14 protein-coding genes are annotated in these 20,820 nt (G+C 53.1%); 4 read left to right on the plus strand and 10 right to left on the minus strand.

Features of this window, described 5'->3' with window-relative positions:
• Window positions 1-141: 141 nt before the first annotated feature.
• A complete protein-coding gene (locus VK738_11025; GenBank protein HTD23179.1) occupies window positions 142-3,810 on the minus strand; it encodes a carboxypeptidase regulatory-like domain-containing protein in 3,669 nt (1,222 codons plus the stop codon).
• 282 nt (window positions 3,811-4,092) lie between these two features.
• Window positions 4,093-5,007 carry a LysR family transcriptional regulator gene (locus VK738_11030; protein ID HTD23180.1) on the minus strand — a complete coding sequence of 305 codons (915 nt, stop codon included), beginning with the start codon at window positions 5,005-5,007 and terminating at the stop codon, window positions 4,093-4,095.
• A 271-nt stretch (window positions 5,008-5,278) separates the two neighbouring features.
• Here VK738_11030 and VK738_11035 point away from each other — a divergent pair, with 271 nt between their 5' ends.
• Entirely contained in the window at window positions 5,279-5,716 is a 438-nt protein-coding gene (locus VK738_11035) for a PaaI family thioesterase (protein ID HTD23181.1), read from the plus strand.
• A 121-nt stretch (window positions 5,717-5,837) separates the two neighbouring features.
• Window positions 5,838-6,731 (plus strand): creatininase family protein, encoded by an 894-nt coding sequence (locus VK738_11040; protein HTD23182.1) that lies wholly within the window; start codon window positions 5,838-5,840, stop codon window positions 6,729-6,731.
• 14 nt (window positions 6,732-6,745) lie between these two features.
• Here VK738_11040 and VK738_11045 read toward each other — a convergent pair whose 3' ends face one another.
• From VK738_11045 to VK738_11055, 3 genes are all read right to left on the minus strand, one after another.
• Window positions 6,746-8,125, minus strand: a complete 1,380-nt coding sequence (locus VK738_11045) for an APC family permease (GenBank protein HTD23183.1) — start codon at window positions 8,123-8,125, stop codon at window positions 6,746-6,748.
• 200 nt (window positions 8,126-8,325) lie between these two features.
• Window positions 8,326-10,287: an amylo-alpha-1,6-glucosidase gene (locus VK738_11050; GenBank protein HTD23184.1), complete on the minus strand. Its 1,962-nt coding sequence runs from the start codon at window positions 10,285-10,287 to the stop codon at window positions 8,326-8,328.
• Window positions 10,284-13,016: a hypothetical protein gene (locus VK738_11055; protein ID HTD23185.1), complete on the minus strand. Its 2,733-nt coding sequence runs from the start codon at window positions 13,014-13,016 to the stop codon at window positions 10,284-10,286. The genes VK738_11050 and VK738_11055 overlap by 4 nt, the downstream gene beginning before the upstream one ends.
• A 254-nt stretch (window positions 13,017-13,270) precedes the next feature.
• Here VK738_11055 and VK738_11060 point away from each other — a divergent pair, with 254 nt between their 5' ends.
• A complete protein-coding gene (locus tag VK738_11060; protein HTD23186.1) occupies window positions 13,271-13,840 on the plus strand; it encodes a cation transporter in 570 nt (189 codons plus the stop codon).
• Between the two features lie 136 nt (window positions 13,841-13,976).
• Here the strand turns inward: VK738_11060 and VK738_11065 are convergent, their stop codons facing one another.
• The 4 genes from VK738_11065 to VK738_11080 form a co-directional block, all read right to left on the minus strand.
• On the minus strand, window positions 13,977-16,583 hold the full coding sequence (locus VK738_11065) for a TonB-dependent receptor (GenBank protein ID HTD23187.1): 2,607 nt from the start codon (window positions 16,581-16,583) through the stop codon (window positions 13,977-13,979).
• A gap of 139 nt (window positions 16,584-16,722) precedes the next feature.
• Entirely contained in the window at window positions 16,723-16,953 is a 231-nt protein-coding gene (locus VK738_11070; GenBank protein ID HTD23188.1) for a hypothetical protein, read from the minus strand.
• Between the two features lie 221 nt (window positions 16,954-17,174).
• Window positions 17,175-19,178: a cation-translocating P-type ATPase gene (locus tag VK738_11075; protein ID HTD23189.1), complete on the minus strand. Its 2,004-nt coding sequence runs from the start codon at window positions 19,176-19,178 to the stop codon at window positions 17,175-17,177.
• A 23-nt stretch (window positions 19,179-19,201) separates the two neighbouring features.
• A complete protein-coding gene (locus VK738_11080) occupies window positions 19,202-19,474 on the minus strand; it encodes a metal/formaldehyde-sensitive transcriptional repressor (protein HTD23190.1) in 273 nt (90 codons plus the stop codon).
• Window positions 19,475-19,531: 57 nt separating this feature from the next.
• Here VK738_11080 and VK738_11085 point away from each other — a divergent pair, with 57 nt between their 5' ends.
• Entirely contained in the window at window positions 19,532-19,897 is a 366-nt protein-coding gene (locus VK738_11085) for a (2Fe-2S) ferredoxin domain-containing protein (GenBank protein HTD23191.1), read from the plus strand.
• Between the two features lie 24 nt (window positions 19,898-19,921).
• Here VK738_11085 and VK738_11090 read toward each other — a convergent pair whose 3' ends face one another.
• Window positions 19,922-20,722 (minus strand): ZIP family metal transporter, encoded by an 801-nt coding sequence (locus VK738_11090; protein ID HTD23192.1) that lies wholly within the window; start codon window positions 20,720-20,722, stop codon window positions 19,922-19,924.
• Between the last annotated feature and the right edge of the window lie 98 nt (window positions 20,723-20,820).

Below are 20,820 nucleotides of genomic sequence, written 5' to 3' on the forward strand. Positions count from 1 at the left end.
CCTCAGGCAAGACGCAGAATGTTTCCTTAAGAACAGTGAAATGCCCGCGAGTTTCGGCGGGCGTTGTGATTTACAAGTTTTGTTTTAGGCACGCGTAGAGACGTAGCAAGCTACGTCTCTACATGAGATTTCTCCACGCTTTTAGAAGGCAAGCTTCAAAGCCAACTGCATGCGCCGCTTGAGCTGCGCGTTGGTGTATTTTCCAAAGGTTGGGTTCACCTGGGCGAAATTGCCCAGGTAATCAACCTGGAATTGCGCGTTGGTATCCACCGCGGTCCAATTGGTGTGATTAAAGACATCATAGATTTCGGCGCGGAACTGGAGCTTGAAGCGCTCGCCGGGCATGGGGATCTGCTTGAAGAGAGACATATCCCAATTGTCGATTCCCGGTCCACGGAAGTAGTTCCTTGGACCAAAACCGGGTGTACCCTGCTGCGTGCCCTCTAAAGTGTTCTGGATAGGTGGAGCGAAGATAAAGCCATTGAGGCCGCTGGTATGGGCAAAGGGCGTGGTAACGTTGGTGACGTTTCCCTTACCCAGGATAATCACTCGGGCCCCCACGGAGGAACCACTCCAGCCAGTTGCACTATTGCTGCTGCCAATGCTGCTTGGGCAGACTGAACTGGACGTAACAGGAACGCTCCCGGCCAACGCTGTCCCTTTCAAGACACAGACGTTGTCGAGCGCGATGCCCATCGGCGCGCCGCCTTGGAAAGTGGTGATTCCTGAGATTCTCCAATCATCGAGAAAACCACGAACAAAGCCGTTATCCCAAAGCTTGCTGGCTTTGGGGAAGTCATAGGTCCAAGACGCCTTGAAGATATGGGTACGATCATAGCCGGCCAACCCATACTGCCACTGGTGGAAGTTGATATTCGGGAAGATAAAAGGAGTATTGAGAACTCCGCTACCCTCCGTATCGGCAAAATCAAAGGCCCTTGACCAGGTATAGGCAAGCCCGAAGTCAAGGCTCTTTGCAAAGCGGCGGTTCACCGCAACCTGCAAAGAGTTGTAGTTGGAAGTGCCAGAGTACTCAAGTTGGTTGATGTCGGTGTAGCCAAGATAGGGACGTAACTTGTTCTGCGATGTGCCAGTGCCGCCGCTCCCAACAGGAAGGGCATTCAGATTTGTCTGCCAGATCAGATGGCGGCCCAAGGAAGCTACGTAGGCGATATCCACCACAGTTTTGAATCCAAGCTCACGTTGGATGCCAAAGTTGTATTGCATGACGTAGGGCACCTTGCGATTGCGCTGGAACGCAAAGCTCGAGGATGGGAAGATGGCTTGATTAATTTTGTTCGGATCCACGAAATCAATACCCGACGCAGTCAACGGTCCCAATGTGGTCGCGGCGGTTGACAGCCCAAATTCGATATTAGGAGTGAACTGAAGCGGTAGACTCCTGAAGTCGTTGGTGAAGAAGTTGTCTCTTTCGCGGAGGTCATAGAACATGCCGAAGCCGCCGCGGATGGCGGTCTTGCCATCACCCCAGGGATCGTAAGAGAAGCCGAAACGTGGGGCGACTTTCACATGATCGCTATTGCGCATTCCGGGGGGATAGTTGGGATCAAATGCCTGAGCAAACCCAGGAACTATGCCGTTGGTAACCGTTCCATTTACGGGATTGCCTCTACCGAGTACTTCGGCCCCGTTTAATCCCGCAGGCGTTGGCGTCGGTGCGCCGCCCATACCGTATAAGAGCACCTGCTGGGTGCGATCGTAACGCTCGGGTACGAAGCCGGCTTCATTCGCAGGTGCATTATGGAACGGACGTGACCAGCCCAGCCGCACGCCCGCCTCGATAGTAAGGTTGCGAAGAATCTTCCAGTTATCCTGCGCGAACCACTCTAAGCTGCTGTAGTGCGAGATCAGAGGAGGACGCGTGTTGTTTTCGGTGTAATTCTGGAAGTCACCGATCAGAGCGTTGGCGTAAGGATTGCCGGTGTTGCCCAGGGCGGCGGTATAGGTGCTGCTATTGGAGCTGAAGTTATAGCTTCCGGTAAAGTCACCATTCACTCCCTTGTGCTCCTGCCAATACTCCATGTACATACCGGTCTTGAGAGTGTGGGCACCCACCAGCTTGGTGAGTTCGGGGTTAAAGATAAAAACATTCTCTATGCCGGTAATGGGATAACGGGAGGCAACCGCAGGATTAGCCGGGTTGTTCACGCCTCCGAAGGTGGCCTGGGGCAGAATCTGTAAAGGGTTATTTTGCGGATCAAGCTGGGGAAGATGTATCCCAGTCCCCGGCACGCTGCGAGTCGCGACGATATTGGCTTTGGGGTTGTTGCCTTCAGTCCAGCGTGAGGCTACAAACCTGCCTTCAAAGATAAGTGTTGGGCTGAAAATATGCTGACCATCAAGCGTGATGAAGCGGGCAATGGGGTTGTACTCGCTGGGCAGCCATCCCCAGTTGGCGTTGCCGGCGGGGACGGCGAAGCCCTGCTCATCATCCCACCAGCGACTCATGGTCACGAAAAACAGGTTGTTGGTCGTGGGATTGAAGTCCAAGCGCAGGGTTTCGGTGTGTTTAGGAATCCTCAAGCTCTCCTGAACCTGGTAGTTGAAGTTCGATCCGCTGATATTGGGCAAAGGAAGCAGGTTGAGGTATGCCTGCGTGCGCGGGTCAATCAGCGCAGCAGGAATTATGCTGTTTGCGAAACAGCCGGTAGTAACTGCGGGCGAAGTAGACGTAGCTGCGCTGCACTTGTGGGTCGGATTGGCCTTGATGTCAAAAGGATTGGCAATCAGGAGCGGCGCACCATTGTTGCTTTGGGAGAAGTTGCCAGCCCGCTCCAGCGCGGTAGGCACTGTAACCTGGCGCACATCCTGGGGACGGAGTTCACGCTGCTGCTCTTCAGAGACAAAGAAGAACAACTTCTTCTGGCCGCGAGGAATCAGCTTCGGGATGTATACCGGCCCACCAAAATTAGCGCCCGCGGTTATAAAACGATACGGGGGATCGGCAAGGGGTTTGTTGGGGTCAGTTTGGTGAGCGGTTTTGGCAACAGACCCGAGCGCGTTAAATATGTTATTGCGCTGAAACCAATACACCTCGCCGTGATACTGCAGACCTCCCGACTTGGTTACGGCCTGAACGGCTCCGCCTGCCTTGCGTCCAAATTCAGCCTGATAGCCGCTGCTTTGCACCTTGACCTCAGAGATGGCGTCCATACTGATAAACGTATTAAAGTTGGTGCCGTTGGAGTTTTCGATGGGCACGCCGTCAATGGTGATATTGTTTTGTCCTACGCGCGAGCCGTTGACGTTGAACTGAGAGTTGCCGCTGAAGCTTTGCGCCTCCGCACCGGGAGTGTAGACCACGCCGGGCTGCAAAGAGGCCAGCACTGAGAAATCGCGGTTGATAACGGTGAGATCCGAAACTTGTTCGCTGGTGATGACGCCAGAACGCTCGGTGCTGGCGGTTTGCACAGCCGCGCCTTCAGCGATGACCTCCACGGATTCGTTGGCTTGGCCGATCTGCAACTGAATCTGTCCTGCGGAAAGATGGTCATTGGGCACCAAAACCAGATTTTTCTTCTCGTATTTCTTGAAGCCACTATGCTCCACCGCCAACGAATAAGTGTCCGGCGGCAGAGCGTTAAATGTGAACTCGCCGTTCTGGCTGCTGGTGGTAGTGCGGACGGCGCCGGTGCTATCGGAGGTCAGCTTAACCTCCACACTCGGCATCACAGCGCCATGTGGATCTTCGACCACTCCGGTAATGGAACCAGTTAGGGTTTGGGCTGAAAGGGTTGCGGTACAAAGAAAAAAAGATACGAGCAATACAACAAGATTTCTGCGTGACATTTTCTCCCCCACGTAACTCTTACCACTGCGTCATGGCGCCGTGGTTTTTTAAAGTGAATTTGCAGGCGCAACTGCGCGCGCTCTGCCTGACAGGCTGCACGAACCGGGCAATTGCGGTCTTGGCGAACCCAATCTCATGCAACGGGACGAAACGTTACAACAGGAGACCAAGAAATTTCAATCACAAAAATCACTATTTTAAATAATGAAATATTTCAGAGTGTGAATTGTAGGTTTGAATTCGTGCTTAATATTTACTGGGATTTGGATGTAAATGATTTCTTACTCGGCTTCGAAGACGTAGCGGCCTTTTCTTTCGGAGGCGATTGATTCGAGGATCTTCAAGAAAGCCCGGGCGGCGTGCGAGAGGCTGGAATTCTTGCGGTAGATGATGCGCAGTTTTCTTTCAAACTTGAGTTCGCGAGCCGGAACATGGACCAGTTCCCCGCGCTTGAGCTCCGTTTCCACGCACATGCCCGGTACCAAAGCCACGCCGTTTCCCATAGCGACAAAACGCTTGATGGCTTCAATGGTCGGAAGTTCGACCTGCATGTTAAGTGGGGTCTTGTGCCGCCGGAAGGCTTCCACAACTTTGGCGCGGTATTGGGAAGAAACATTATGGGCAATGAATGACTCCGCCCCGAGCTGGCGGATGTGCACTTCTTTCGCCGACGCTAGCGGGTGCCGCGGATGCACGATGAATGCAAGCTCATCCTTGTAAACCACGGTAGAGCGCAATCCGGGAACATCGGGGCTGAAAGACAGCATTCCCATTTCGACTTTGTGATTGAGCACTTCCTGTGAAATTTGCGAAGACAAAGAGCGCTGCACCGTGATCTTAATCATCGGCGACTGGTGCCGGAACTTCTCGAGCACAGGCAGTAGATAAATGGAGGTGAACTCGTTGGCCGCGATGGCTAATTTTCCGGCGTGCAGTTCACGCAACTCGATGATGGCGCTGCCAGCTTCGCTGCGCAGATTCAGCAGCTTTTCGGCATAGTCTACGAGCATGCGTCCGGCGTCGGTGAGGTTGGCATCGCGCGAGGAGCGATCAAAAAGAGGCTCGCCGATGTCCGCCTCCAGCTTGCGTATGGTTTGGCTCACCGCAGGTTGTGTGCGATGCAATTTTTGCGCCGCCCGCGAGAAACTCCGGGTTTCCGCAACCGCAAGAAATGTCTCTAATTGGAAAAGTTCCATTGAACGTCCGCCGTTGGGATGAATCCTTGACGGTTCCAAGGATAAATCGTTCTTATTATACGAGAAAGATTATAAAGTTGACTTATGTAGATTCGAGGAACATCGTGTCCTTCCCTGGTGCTGATGGAAAGTCCAGCTCAATTCTGTGAATCTTTCGGTTTGAGTTTGCCGTCCAATGCACTCAGTGTCTCGCAACATCCACGGATAAAATTTACGCGGGCGACTGTTCATGACCATGAACGCAAGAGCGGTTGCCCTGCCTGGAGCAGAAATGCCAAAAATGATTGATGGAATCCGCAGGACTCTTCGCGGCGAAGCACCACAGGCCCCGGTGGCTCAATTGATTGGATTCAGATTGACCGAAATTGAACACGGTCGAGCAGTAGTCCAATTAGACTCCACCGCGCGCCACAGCAATCCCATGGGAACACTGCACGGCGGAATATTATGCGATATCGCAGATGCCGCAATGGGACTTGCTTACGCCAGCACTCTGGAAGAGGAAGAGTCCTTTACCACCCTGGAGCTGAAGATAAATTTCTTAAAGCCAATCTGGAACTCCAAGCTGGTTGCCACCGGCAAGGTAGTTAAGAAAGGTCGAACTGTAGGCATGACCGAGTGCGATGTTGTGGATGAAAAAGGCAGCCTGGTAGCACGATCGAGCAGCACCTGCATGACGCTGCGGGGAGATAAAGCGCAGGGAAGATAAGTTTTGACCGCCGGCGCTTCCCATTGAAACTCTGCACTTTAAAATCTTCAAAGTAGCTTATTAAATCGTTATAATTCCAGGGCTGCATGGTTCACACCTAATAGCGGAGCGCCGGAGAATTATGAAACGTCAAACTATCATTACTGTCCTGCTTATTCTCTGTTTTCTTTTCATGGCTGCCGTAGTACACGCGACTGCGCAAGCACAGCTTTCTACCCGATGGGAAGAACTTACCGCGCCGGATTTTGTGCAGGCCATCAAACGCTCCCAAGGGACATGCCTGCTTCCCTTCGGCATATTGGAAAAACATGGAGCGCATCTGCCGCTAGGCACTGACTTGGTCAACGTGCGTTACCTGAGCCTGACGGCTGCCAGCCAGGAATATGCGGTGGTCTTCCCCGAGTATTACTTCGGACAGATCTTCGAAGCCAGGCACCAGCCGGGTACGGTTGCTTACAGCTTGCAGCTTCAACTGCAGCTCCTGCAGGAAACTACCGACGAAATGGCGCGCAACGGTTGCAAGAAAGTCGTGATCATCAACGGACATGGCGGCAATGAATATTTGCTGCCGCTGTTTGCCCAGGCGCAGATGGAGCGTCCACATGATTACGTTGTTTATGTCTACTGGCCCTTCCCCAAGGAAGCAGGACGTCCGCAGAAGAAGGACACGGTAGACATGCACGGCGGCGAGTCGGAGACGTCGCACACCATGATTGCACGGCCTGACCTGGTTCATATGGATCGCGTGCAGAACGACTCAGGAAAAGACCTCGCGCGGCAAAAACTTCCCACGGACGTGTATACCGGGATCTGGTGGTATGCACGCTTCCCTAACCACTACTCAGGCGATGCTTCCACGGCGAATAAAGAGCTGGGCGAGCTCGATGAGAAGAGCCTGGTTGAACAGGTGGTTGCTGCGATCAAAGCAATCAAAGCCGATACGGTGAGTCTGCAGCTTCAAAATGAGTTCTATGAAGAATCAACGCATCCGCTGGATACGAAGCCTAACCAGTAGATGAAAATCTTCAGTTATTCGGCTGGGGTCTCAAAGCTGAGCGGCATGCGGAACCAATTTGTTCTCCAGATGCCGTAAATAATTCCAAGAATCATCCAGATGCCGCCCACGATTTGCGCCGGATGGCCCAAGTTCAGCCAAAGAGCGAAACAAATGATAAATCCAAGAACGGGTGGAGCCAGGTTGCCTAGCTTCTTTTGTGGCTCGCGCACGAAGTAACGAATAAAAGCCGCCGCGTTGACTCCCATAAACGCAATCAATGCGCCGAAGTTAAGCATCTCAATGCCGAGGTCGTAAGAGAAGAAGAAAGAACCGATCAAGGCGATAGCGCCAATCAGGATGACATTATTTCTTGGAATCTGATGCTTGGGCTCGACGGCGCCAAAAAAAGACTTTGGCAATGCATTACTCCGTCCCATGCCGAAGAGCAGACGCGCCGCACCCAGGTGTGCGCCCAGTCCAGATCCGAAATTAGCGATCACTAAGGTAAGGCCGACGACCCCAAAGAGTGGGGCCCAGGTGCGGGCGGCGGCGTAGACGTAAGCCGTATCCGTATCGGGAAAGGGCTCCGAGGCCGGCCACACGAGCTGCGCGATATAAACTTCCATCGCTGATAGAACACCGATAACCAGACATGTAAGCACTGTAGCCAGCAGAATGTTGCGGCGAGGATTTTCTGCCTCTTCCGAAAGAGTGGAGATCCCATCGAAGCCAATGTAAGTGAGCACGGCAATTGAGGTGCAACCAAAGAGTCCGCTGAAGCTAAAGGTCCGCGGATCGTAGAACGGGCGTGTGAAAAAACTGGGATCGCTGTGGGGATGTCCAAGAATATAGCGAATAGCAGCAACGAAGACCACAATGATGACCGCGCCCATGCCGACGGTCAACGCAGTGTTGAGACGCGCCGAGGTCTTGACGCCGCGGATATTCAGTAGAGTGAAGGTGACGGCAAAGAAAATCTTCCAGGCAAAAAGTGGGACGTGCTGGGCTAGAACCGGCACCTGGGTTGTGAATTGATAGACCTGCTGTGCGCACCATATAGTGCAGACCAGCGGGTTGAGTATGTAGTCCATGACCATGCTCCAGCCGGTGACGTAGCCGAGGCCGGGATGGATCTCCTGGGCGACATAAGTAAAAGCAGAACCCGCGCTGGGATAGGCGCGCGCCATGCGGCCATAGCTGATGCCGGTAAAGAGCATGGCCACCATGGCGATGAGAATCGCGGTGACCACATGGCCCTGTCCCCGATTGCTTAAGACACCAAAGGATGACATAGGCGCTACCGGCTGGATGACAATAACTCCGTAGAGAATCAGATCAGTCAGGGTGAGTGTGCGCCGGAGGCGGGGCCCAGAAGACGATGCCGCTTCAGCAGCTATGTTTGGCGTTGCCATATTTGTTGGTCACACTTCACGTATTCTAAGGCCCATCACGGCGCGTGCATGAGCGATATTCTTTCTAAGACGAGCGCCGAAGCCCCGCCGCACAAAAATGCCCTATTAATACGTTTTAATACATCGAACAGTTGTAATATAGGCGGCCTGCAAAAGCAAGCATGGAAAGAACCGTTGCGACGGCAGACGTGACGCTGACACTACTGAAGCTGAGCGGCAACGCGCAGCAGTTCGGCAACACTCCAGGCTTGCGCGATGCATCCACGCGGGGCGTGCGGTGGATCACCATCAAAGATTTCTGAAATTTGCCCGAGTCCGGCAATACTCATGTGCGACTCAAAATTGCTGATCCATTCCGAAGCTTTCTTTCGTGCCTCTGCACTTTCCTGGTGCACTTTAAGATATGCCGTAATGAACGGCCCTAGAAGCCACGGCCACACTGTTCCCTGGTGATAAGCACTGTCGCGTGCGCGCTGGTCACCCTCATAACGGCCAATGTAGCGGGCATCGGCAGGCGAAAGCGTACGCAGGCCGAAAGGCGTCAGCAGTTCACGTTCGGCGGCTTCTAAGACATTCGGGGCTTTTTCCAGTTTCAGAATGGGGTGCGCCAAACTAATGGCGAATATTTGATTGGGGCGAATGGAACCATCCGGTTGATCACTGCCAATTACGTCATACAAACAACCAGTACCTTCATTCCAAAAGAGGCTGTTGAAGCTGTCATAGGCCTGGGTTGCCATGTGTTCAAAGCGTTGTTGCACAGCGGGCTCGCCAAAGCGTGCTGCCAATGACTCTATGACACGCAAGGCGTTATACCAAAGCGCCTGGATTTCCACTGGCTTGCCGTTGCGCGGCGTTATGCACTGATTGTCATGGCTGGCATCCATCCACGTAAGTTGGGTTTCGCGGGCACCGGCGGTCAGCAATCCATCGTCTTCGACATGAATGTTGTAACGCGTGCCCTTTACGTGCCAATCCATGATCTCGAGCAAGGCGGGATAGAGGCGGTCGTGAACAAACAGCTCATCATTGGTTGCCTCAAGATATGCGCGGACAGCCTCAAAGTACCACAGGGTTGCGTCTGCCGTGTTGTATTCGGGAGTCTCTCCTGAATCGGGAAAGCGATTCGGCAGCATGCCGCGATCAATATGATAAGAAAATTCGAGAAGTACGCTTTTGGCGACATCAAACCTGCCGGTTGCCAGTGCGAGCCCGGGAAGAGCAATCATGGTATCGCGCCCCCAATCGGCAAACCAGTGGTAGCCGGCAATCACCGTCTTGTGCTCTCCACGGGAAACAATGAATTGATCAGCCGCGCGATTGAGCTGGATCAAGAGTTCACTATGAAAACCAGTCTTTTCGGTCAGCAATTTCCTGCGCGCTGTTTCTTTGCGGCGCAATGTATTCGCCGAAGTCGCTTTACGAATTTCCGTAGAAGCGATAATGACTCCGCCCTTGTCCTGGTCGAGATCGAAGATCAAAATGCACGGACTGAAAAGGTCCTCGTCATAATCCAATCCACGTTCGCGTTCAATTTCATACTGAAACCGCCGATACCAATCGCCGTTCGCCTCAATTGCTGCAGCGTTGTGCGCCAAGTGCAGAGTAGGCAATCCAACATAAGGAGTTACTGATGCCAGTCCGGGAGCCATTTTCACTTCGCGGTTGATTGCGCCGTTCTCGTGGGTGGTGCTGTGATAATCGCGGAAGGAAATAAGCGGACGAACCTCCAGCCGGCAATTCCCTGCACCGGGTAATTTGTCGTTGAGCTTGTATTGGACTACGACGGTGTTTTCTCCATCCACCATGAAGAGGGATTTCTCTACTTCTATCTCTTCAACTTCATAGGTAAATACGGGAAAAGGGTCGAGGCGGAAATTCTTAAGATAGTTATATCCCTGAGGATAAACCACGCCGGGATATTGATTGCAGGAGAGCTCAAATCGTTTGCCGTCCACGATCAATATTTCTTCCAGCTTCGATAACAACGCGGTACGGCCCGCGGGCGGCGTTGTCGCTGCGATCAGCAAACCGTGGTAGCGGCGTGTATTTAAGCCTGTGATTGTGGAAGAGGCAAAGCCTCCCAGGCCGTTGGTTTCCAGCCATTCGCGGCGGTTGGCCTCGGCCAGGTTTCCGCATACACTGTGGTCAAACTGAATCATTTGACAGTGGCGCTGGCCGAAGACGCGGTGGCTGCTGCTTCATGCTTATTGTTTGGCTGGTGCTTGTTATTTTTCAGTTGCCGTTCGCCGGATTCATAAATCAGCTTCGCAACCAAAGCCGTCCAGCCGGTCTGGTGGCTGGCGCCGAGCCCGCGGCCGGTGTCTCCGTGAAAGTATTCGTGGAACAGGATAAGATCGCGCCAGTGCGGATTGTTCTGGAACTGCTCCAGGTTGCCGCAGACCGGACGGTGCCCGCTCTCATCGCGCTCGAAGAGCCTATACAAACGCCGCGCCAACTCATCGGCCAATTCGGAGAGAGTCAGCCAGTTCCCTGAGCGAGTTGGGCATTCGATTTTGAAATCGTTGCCATAATAATGATAAAACTTGCGCAGGGATTCGATAAGCAGGTAATTTACGGGAAACCATATCGGTCCGCGCCAATTCGAGTTTCCGCCAAAAAGTTTCGTGGTGGATTCGGCAGGCTCGTAGTCAACCATGTGTTCCATGTCATTCAGACTTAACTTGTAAGGATGATCAAGATGGTAGCGCGAAAGAGCACGAATTCCATAGGGCGACAGGAATTCGTTTTCATCAAGCATAATGGTGAAGATTCTCTCCAGTTGCTCTCGCCATGCAACCGAAAGCAGGCGGCGCTCCTTCATGCCCCTGGTCTTCATGCTGGCAAGATTCTCGGTCATATCCGGACGATTGGCGATAAACCAATCCAACCGCTTCTTGAAATCGGGGAGCCGGTCGAGCAAATCGGGCTCTAAAGTCAGGACGGCAAATAGAGGAATCAATCCCACCATAGAGCGCACCCGCAAGGGAAAATTTTCTCCGCTGGTGTAATGCAACACGTCGTAGAAAAAACCATCCTGCTCATCCCACAGGCTGATGCCGTTCTCGCCAAGGTTATGCATGGCGCAGGCAATATAAAGAAAATGCTCCCAGAATTTGCTGGCCACATCCTCATAGACCTTGTCTTCCTGGGCAAGCTCGAGGGCGATGGCCAGCATGTCGAGCGAATACATTGCCATCCAGCTCGTGCCGTCAGATTGCTCGAGGTGTCCGCCATCGGGCAAGGGCATGTTGCGGTCAAACACACCAATGTTATCCAGACCGAGGAAACCTCCCTGGAAGACGTTCATGCCTTCAGCATCTTTACGGTTCACCCACCAGGTAAAGTTCAACAGCAGTTTTTGGAAAATCCTCTCCAAAAAAACCCGATCACCCTGCCCGCGCTTTTCTTTGTCGATTTTATAAACCCGATACGCGGCCCAGGCATGCACGGGCGGATTCACGTCACCGAGGGCCCACTCATAGGCTGGAATCTGCCCATTGGGATGCATATACCACTCGCGCAGCATGAGGACCAATTGTTCCTTGGCATAATCGGGATCAATGACCGCCAGTGCGATGCAATGGAACGCAAGGTCCCAGGCGGCGTACCAGGGATACTCCCATTTATCAGGCATGGAGATTACGTCGGCGTTATAGAGATGGCCCCATGCTTTGTTGCGCCCACAGAGCCGATCAGCGGGAGGCGGCGGATACGTGGGGTCTCCCGAAAGCCAGCGCCGCACTTCGTACTTGTAGTATTGCTTCGACCAGAGCAAACCCGCAAATGCCTGGCGCATGATGTTGCGCATATCGGCAGTAGCATTGGGAGGAACCACGCCTGCGTAGAACTCATCGGCCTCAGACCTGCGTTTCAGGAATGTCTGATTGAACTCAGCCCCCAAAGGTGATTCACCCGGAGAAAATTGCCGGTTGGTAAGACGCAACTTTAAGACCGTGGACTCGCCGGGAGCAATATCGGCTTTGTAGTGGGCTGCTGCTTTGGTGCCAGTCTGGTTGGGATTGACCGCATCGAGTTTGCCGTGGACCAGATATTGGTGAAACGCATCTTTCACATACGGAGTGCGATTGGGCACATGAAACAGGCGCTCGAAGTTGGTTTCATTTTCCGTGAACAGCAACTCGGGATCGCCGTCGCAATACAGCAGCCACTCCCCAAGCTCTTCGTTCATGGAGCGCAACACGGCAGGAGCAATCTTCGAACCCGCAACATCTATTTCCGGTTTGGGCGCCTCCAACTCCCAGGACCAGGTATTGCGAAACCACAGTGTAGGCAACAGATGCAGCTTCGCGGTCTCCGGTCCACGATTCGTAGCAGTAATTTTGATGCAGATGTCTTCCATCTCAACCTTGGCATACTCCACCAGAACGTCGAAATAGCGCTCTTCACGAAATACACCCGTATCCAGCAGTTCAAATTCAGGATCGGCCTTGGTCCGCCGCCCGTTCTCTTCGACTAATTGGTCATAGGGAAACTCCGCATGGGGATACTTGTACAAGTACCGCATGTAAGAATGCGTTGGCGTGTTGTCCAGGTAGAAATAGCATTCCTTTACGTCTTCACCGTGGTTGCCTTCCTGGCCATTCAATCCAAAGAGCCGCTCCTTGAGAATTCGGTCGCGGCCATTCCACAAAGCCAGCGCAAAGCAAAGCCGCTGCTGGCGGTCACAAATGCCGGCAATACCATCCTCATTCCAACGATAGGCGCGTGAACGGGCGTGATCGTGAGGAAAATAATCCCAGGCTTCGCCGGTTGCGCTGTAGTCTTCGCGCACCGTTCCCCAGGCGCGTTCGCTTATGTAAGGTCCCCAGCGCTTCCAGTGCACTTGCCTGAGACGCGATTGCTCCAATCGTTTTTCTTCTGCGGTCATTTTTCAGTTCTCAGCTTCCAGTTCTCAGAAGGGCAATTGAACCCCCCTCTAAGCGAACTCTCTTAGATTACCGGTTTGATTGTTATTGTGGGGATAAATCAGGTTTCGGCCGAACTCATGAATTCATTTTACCGCTAACCAGAGGCAGAGATTTTTCAATGGCCGGCCAGACCATGAGAGACGGGTCCATGAGAGGGTGCGTTACATCAGCAAGCACGGCCCGAGGCTGAGTGGATAAAATAAGGACTGACCAAATGTCCATCACAACCGTACTTCCGGTTCCAGATCTTGCGCGTCGTGTTCAGCGCCTCCAGTTTCTTACCGTCGTCTGGATGACGGGAGAGGCCATCGTGGCGATCGTCGCGGCCTGGCGAGCACGGAGTCCCGCTCTTGCCGGCTTTGGCGGTGACAGTGTCATTGAGTTGCTTTCGGCGATGGTTGTTCTTTGGCGATTCCGTTCACAATCTGAGTCTGGCCGAGCCGAGAGAATTGCTGCTCGCACTGCAGGAGCACTGCTCTTCGTAGTAGCCGGAATCATCGTAATTTTTTCGATATTGACTTTTTTGGGATACGGCGAGCCCCGGCCCAGCTACATCGGGTTTGTCCTTTTGATAGTCGCGGCCTTTGGCATGCCCTGGCTGGCAAGCCAAAAACGCAGGCTGGCGGCCCAACTCTCAAGCGCCTCGCTGAAAGCTGATGCGGCAGAATCCTCACTTTGTGGATACATGTCGTGGATCGCGCTGGGAGGACTCGTCGCCAACGCCGTTTTGGAAAATCATGGGCAGACCCGGTCGCGGCCCTCGTTCTTGTCCCGTTCGTCGTGAAAGAAGGATGGGAAGCCATGCATGCCATACGACCTGGATGTGACTGTTGCTCCGCCTAACGGCCTTTCAGACCGCTCCTCCACAATATTGGATTTAGAAATGAGGAGGCAGAGAAAACTCTGCCTCCCGTACTTCGTCAAAAGTTAAACTCGACCTGACCTTGATATGTGCGCGGAGCCACAAAGTGGGTTCCGCTAAACGTGGAGAGAAAGTTGTAAAGCGCTTCTTTATTGGTGAGGTTGACTGCCGTAAAACGCAAGTTGGTCTTATAACGGTCTTTACGGAAGATGTTGTCCAGCCCCACTCCAGCATCGAAAAGATTGCGCGGAGCAATGCGCGATGGGTTCCTGTCGTCATTTTGTGTTCCCGGCGCGGGAATGCGTACACGGGAAGCTCCAAGCAGCGACGGAGCGCAGCTTGCCAGTGGATTATTGAGGGTTGCGAACGTACTGCCACAGAATAATCCTATCTGGGCCTGCTGATCTCCCGTCAATCCGGTCAGGTCTACTGGAGTGGTTGTATCCGTGGCAAAAGGAGCGCGTCCGGCGACTTCCCCGCTGTCATAGCGCCAATTAAACATAAACCATGGATAGTTTGGCTTGTACTGATATTGCAGGTGCGTTGTCTGCTGGAAGGCCTGATCATGATCGATGCGAAAGACTGTGTTGGAAACCGGTGAGTTGAACAGAATTCCTCCCAGCTCAGGACCGAAAAAACGCGAGCGCGAATGACCCAGCACGGAATACGCCGAGAACCCATGATACTGAGGCATATTCACGCGGATGCCAAATCCGTCTATCTTCGATTTGCGCCACTGGATGGGGAACGTCAGGGGTGTATTCAAGAGCACATCGAAATCATAATCAGGGTTGGTGTACTTCCAGAAGTATTCCCCATCTACGACCAGATATTTGCCAAAAGCCTGTTCAAATCCCGCATTGAACTGGTTTCTTTTGGCTGGGGTAAGCGGCCGGGCCCCGAACGCGCCCAGAACGTTGGTCGCAAGACCGCCTTGTCCAGTTGAACTGGAAAGAATCAGGTTCTCGTTGAACGGGGTCACAAAAATCCGTCCGTACCCGACTCGGAGCACCGTGTTGCTGGATTTGATGTTGTACGAGAGACCCAGCCGAGGCTCAAGCTGATGCCCATGGCTCAGGCCGTCGTAGTTGTCGCCGCGTACCCCCACCATAAAATTGAACTGACCGAGGGTGATATTGTCCTGGGCGTAAAGCGCTTCTTCTTTGATGTCCGTTCTTCCGCTGAAGTGGAACAGGGTTCCGCCCCGCGTCAGATCGAAAGGCAGCAAACCAGGATTAAAGTTGGGGTTCACCTGCTCGCCGGGACCAGTGCAGGCAGGATTGAGGACTGTGGGATCCACAATGGGCGAGCCCGCCAGATTAAGGCAGACGGCGTTGAAAGCCGGGTCGGTCAATCCCGTCTGAAAGTTTTCCGATAAAAATGTATGTTGGAATTGCACGCCCGCTTTGAAGTTGTGGATTCCCTTCACATAAGAGAAATCAGCTTTCATCCCGGCATTGGTCAGCCTTCTTCCTTGCGCCAGGGTAGCGGGAAGATCGAAGAATACATTCCGGCTGGGGAAATATCCCACCCGGTCCTGGCGCACCCAGGCATTCGCGCTGAGCAGGGTTTCGGGGCTGAACACATGGGTGTAACTGGGTGCAATGTTAAAGCTCTTGATTTGCTGGCGCTGGTCCTGGCCGCGTAACTGCTGGTCAAATTGGTTAGGCGACTGAAACCAGGTACGCGCCGCCGAGAGATTGAGATGAAAAGCGTCGGCCGCGCTCACCTGATAATCAAAACGATCAAAAATATTCTCATTGTTTCCACGGGCGTGCAGCACGCGGAATTCGGAGGTATCGAGATAACGACCGCTGTTGACCCCATCCACGGAGAAAAAGTTTCCAATTTTTTCATTGCCTGCGCCCCAGGAAATGTCTCCATCAGCAGTGCCAAAAGAGGCATACCCGCCAGAGATGCTCCCAAACATGCGGGGAATCCCCAGGCCTGATTTGCTGACCACGCGGGCCGTGAGGCTTGCCTTATCTCCAAACTCTGCCGGAGGCACCCCCGAAATCACCTCCATGGATTGCACCGTGTTCGGCGAAACCTGGTTGGAAAATGTGCTGCCTTGCTGGTCCGAGATGGGCTGGCCATCTAAGGCAATGGTGGTTTCCGCATGCTCTCCCATCGGGTGCATCGAACCATTGGAGTCCGAAGTCACCGCAGCCGTGCCTTGCCTGATGACGGCGTTTAACCCCCCGCTGGCGCTCTCTAAGGGCATCGTTTTGATCAGGCTGCTGTCAATATCGGTGTGGGCGGTGGGATCGCGCTCGATTAAATCTTCGGCAGTGGCTTCCACAGTAACGGATTGTTGGGTGCCTTGCAGTTCTAGCTGTATGTTGGCAAGCACAGGAACTGCCGAGCGGACGTTGACATCCTGCGCCTGTGAGGTAAAACCAGGTGCAGTCACGCTCAAATGGTAAGGGTTGTAGGGTACATTCCTGAAATGAAATAGACCCACACCATCGGTTGTAGATGTCTGCGAATATCCGCTGACGGGATTTTGAATCTTTACCTTGGCTCCTACAACCACCGCCCCGGTAGGATCGGTCACTTTGCCATCCACACTGCCGGCCGTGCCGGAGGACTGCGCAAAAGCTGAAAACGAAATCAGCAAAAGTGAAAAGATAAAAAGAATAGAAATAGTAGTTTTAACTGACATAGCTTCGATTGTTTTTCTTCATCTTTACAGTTCTCAGTCCCCTGCCCTCAGAAAGGCCGCTGGGGCCTCCAGGCAAACTCTCTTCTTAGATTACAGGTTTGATCGTGGCTTGTGGGAATGAATCAGGTCTTTGCTGAATTCATGAATTCATTTTACCGCTAACCAGCGGTAAAGATTTTTTAATGACAGTCCATACCCTGGGAGATGGATCCATGAGAGGCAGCAGCAGCCGGGCGCTCCTGCTGATAAATGTTAGATCAGCTACAAGCTGCGAACAGGCCGCGCAGGAATGCAAATGTTCTTTCGCCTGTGATTCTTCAATTTCGTCAATGACGTCAGGAAGAATTTTTTGGAACTCGCGGCAATCCATATCAGACTCCGTGCTGATTCAAGCAGATCAAAACGGGAACGGGAAACGAGTGATTAACTCTGTCCAGATAGATTCCACGGGAAAATAGATACAAGGTGACCCAGATGAAAACCAGCACAAGCGAAAGAAGTAAGATGGCGAGCAAACACTGGATCCAAAGGTTGCAGCTTGCTGTCTTTTTCGCAAAATGTGTGTAGGCCAGTCTCATAGTTACAATGCTGCTAGCTGGGGGCTGCCCCTTGCGCTCCTGTTTTCCCACTCGATGACATGCTGGGGAGTAGCCTTGTGGAATTCAGAATAAAGGCCAGCTCTGAAGAGACGTGGATGAACGCCGCCAGCAGCGGATTGAGCAACCCGAAGGCAGCCATGCCCACGCCAATTCCATCCACAATCAACGTCCCATAAAAGTTCTGCATAATAATGCCCTTACACTTGCGAGCTATCCTCAGGGTTTCAACAAATTTCGAAAGATCGTTGCCGATCAAAACGATATCGGCGCTTTCCCGGGCCACGTCCGTTCCTGAGCCCATGGCAATTCCTACGCTGGCTTCCGTCAACGCAGGTGCGTCATTGATGCCGTCTCCTATCATTGCTACGACGTGTCCTTCCCTGACTAAGCGCGCAACGTGCTGCAGCTTTTGCTCGGGCAACAGTTCGGCATGAACGCTTTTAACGCCAAGGGTCTCGCCCACGCTGTTTGCCACCGAAGCTGCATCTCCCGTGAGCAGAACTGTTTCTATGCCCATGGATTTCAGGGCGCGCATAGCTGCGACCGATTCAGGACGCAACTGATCGGCAATGTGAATTGACCCCAAAAACGTATTGCCCTCGGCCACCAGAACCTCAGAGACAGCAGAACCTGAGCCATTTACCGCGTCGGGAATTGTCATTCCCTGCTCCTCAAGCAAAGCACGGTTGCCGACCACAATGTTTTGACGATTGCCGTTGTTACTACTGCTTGCGATTACTCCTCTGCCCGGCTTGTACTCGAAGCTTTCAGGCTCAGGTATAACCAGGCGCTTTTCCCGCGCGCTTTTTAAGATGGCATGGGCAAGCGGATGTTCCGAGCGGCTTTCGGCAATGGCCGCAGCGAGAAGAATGCCATCTTCGCTGATGCTCTCAGCCGCAGGCTGAATTCGCCGTATTGTTGGCATGCCAAATGTGAGCGTACCGGTCTTATCGAGCAACACAGTATCTACTGAACCGAGGACTTCCAGGTACAACCCGCCTTTGATGATGGAACCTTGACGCGCTGCACGGCCAATCGCTCCCAAAATTGCGAGCGGCGTGCCAGCTGCGATACCGCATGCCCCAGCAACGATAATTACGGAAATGGTAGAGCGTATGTTGTGAGTAATAAAGAAGGTAAGCAAGGCTGCCGCAATTGCGAAATAAACCAGGTAACCCGCGAGGCGGTCTGCGGTCTTTTGAATGGGAGCCTTGGAATGCTCTGCGCGCTCAACTGCCTCAATGATCTTACCAAAGGTCGTGTCGCTGCCGATGCGGGCCGTGCGAATGTGCAACGCTCCCGATTGGTTGATAGTCCCGGCGTAGACCTCCATGCCAGCAGATTTTTCTACAGGCATAGATTCGCCTGTAATAGAAGCCTGGTCCACAAACGAATGGCCGTCAACCACCTCTCCATCCACAGGAATGCGCGTGCCGGGCTTGGCCAGCACCACGTCGCCGACTAAAAGTTTGTCAATCTCAATTTCTTCCACCTGACCGTCGCTAACCCGGTTAGCCGTACGTGGCAGAAAATCTATCATCTCGCGGATTGCCTTGCGCCCACGCCCGACGGTGAGCCCTTCCAAAACTTCCGCAACCAAAACAAAGAGCGTAATGACTAAAGTCGTAAAAAACTCTCGAATGGCCAGCGCGGCCAGAAGCGCAATGGTCATGGAGAGTTCCATGGTCATCTTGCGTTCAAAAATATTCTCGACGGCTTCTTTAAAGATGGGATACCCGCCAATCAGCGTGGCCAGTATTGCAACCAGGCTGAAGTTCGCGAATGGTTCCCATCGCTGGAACCAGTGGAACCAAACCGCAGCCGCCGCCAGAGCAACTAGAACAATGCGGGCAAGGTCGGCTATTTCGAGTCCCTGATGGTGCTCGTGCTCGTCGTGGTCATCGTGGTCGTGATTGTGACTATGTTTATGCGAGTGAGGTGAGCCACCATTCTGAGTCATGGCCGTGTCTTTTTCCACAACCGCCTTCGATGTCACGTAACACCTTCCTTCCCAGCTTTCTATTTCAGGTATGCGCGCACAACGTCAATCAACTGCTGCGCGGCGGGATCAATTTGCCTTCCACTCTTCGGTGTGACCATGTGGTGCCTGATGTGGTCTTCCAAGACCTCGGCCATCAGGCTGTTCATCGCCCCTCTGGAAGCGGCAATCAACCGTAGAACCTCGGAACATTCCTGTTCCGCCTCTAACGCCCTTTCGACGGCTTCGACCTGGCCGCGGACCCGGCGCACTCGTTGCAGCAATTTTTCTTTTTCTTTTATGGTGTGAGACATAGATGTTCAAAAATCTGTTATATCATATCCCGGTAGGGTATATAGAGCAAACTTTGAATGAGCGGCAACCCTCTCAAAACCAAAAGGCTCGTCATCGGCCAGTTTAGCGTTTGCAACGGCTGCTGCTGCGGACAAACCGAACGCGGCAAGCCACCCGTTCCCGTGGAATGGCTCAAAGAAGAATGGCGCAAGCGCGGCCTGCTGAAACGCTTGCAGCTATCGATCAGCGGCTGCCTGGGACCATGTGACTTGCCTAACGTTGTAGTCATCACCGACTCAAACGGGACAACCTGGTTGGGCGAACTGACAGAATTCAATCAATATCGCTCGCTGGTGGAGTGGGCAAGCCGGTCAAAAGATGCAGGCTACCTTCTACCCTTGCCCGATGAGTTTAAGAAGCACACGCTTGATCCATTCAAGTGAATGCGATGAGAGTGTTTTGTTTCGTCATGACCTCGCCAGAACCAGCACCAATGAACTGGATATAAACGACAAGCTGCTCACCAGAACATGCAACGCGTAACGTGGAGCCGCGTTATGTTGGGTCAACATGCCTTTAAAAGTGTTTACCACCATGTACAGGAACCCGCCGGCGATGTGCGCGAACAGAATGCCGAGCCACAGCGTTGATATAGAACCAACAAAGCAATACCCCAGCGCGCCTCCGGCCAGAGTCATGGCTTCCATACCGGCAGCCCACAAAATCGCCTTTTTGCGTCCGTAACCTGCACCCAGAAGAAGCAAAACCAGGGCCAGGCCTTCGGGTATCTTGTGGATTGAGATTCCGAATAGCAATCCGACATCGGGCCGGCCGAGAAGGTCGTCACCGAAGACAATGCTGACACCATCCATGGCTGTGTGAAAACCGAAGGTGATCATTAACATCACTGCGGTACTTGAAAACTGATGGACCGGGTTCTCACACAATTCATTGATCGCGCACGCAGGACAGACATGATAGACATACCTGCCGATGACCCACAAAAGCAAATATCCGCTGGCGCAGCCGATCAGAAGCGCAGGCCAGGTGATAAATTGCTTGGCGTCAGGCAGTACATCGTAGAGAGTGACCGCCAGCAATGTGCCGATTGCGGCCGCGACCAACAGGCTGACATGGAAGCGCACAACCTTGCGAATGACGGCACCGAGTAGAATCCCTCCAAAAGCAAACAGCGTCGCAACGGCGGGATGCGCGAGCGCGGAGCGGATAGATGTAAGGTCGCCAATCGTTATTAAAGTCATGGTCATACGCACGAGGTGCTACTAACGAGAAGGTTGTTCATGATTGTTCAAAGTCACTGCCATTGCCAGGCAGATTCAAGAATTCTGCGGGAGCGCCGGTAAAA

It is taken from the genome of Terriglobales bacterium, assembly GCA_035487355.1.
Classification (GTDB): domain Bacteria; phylum Acidobacteriota; class Terriglobia; order Terriglobales; family Acidobacteriaceae; genus QIAW01.